Raw genomic sequence first — 320 nt, forward strand, 5'->3', positions numbered from 1 at the left:
AGTCTCATAGCTCAGCTGGTTAGAGCGCTACACTGATAATGTAGAGGTCGGCAGTTCGAGTCTGCCTGAGACTACGAAGTGCGCAGCACTGAGTATGCCGAACATGTTTCGGTATTTGTCGAGAGGCAGAGAAGTTCATTAAATATTGAAAGGAAATTTTAGAAGTTGAGCGCCAGTTTACAGTACGCAGTTCACAGTACCCAGTAACTGATTACTGAATACTGATACTGCCAACTTAAAGACGGGGAATTAGCTCAGCTGGCTAGAGCGCTTGCCTTGCACGCAAGAGGTCACCGGTTCGACTCCGGTATTCTCCACAA

The 320-nt window shown here is 47.2% G+C and carries 2 tRNA genes; both read left to right on the top strand.

Annotation, left to right across the window (positions count from 1 at the left end):
- Positions 1-74, top strand: a tRNA-Ile gene (locus FUA24_RS07430).
- Between the two features lie 169 nt (positions 75-243).
- A tRNA-Ala gene (locus FUA24_RS07435) sits at positions 244-317 on the top strand.
- The last annotated feature ends 3 nt before the right edge of the window (positions 318-320 follow it).

This window comes from Seonamhaeicola marinus (assembly GCF_008085455.1).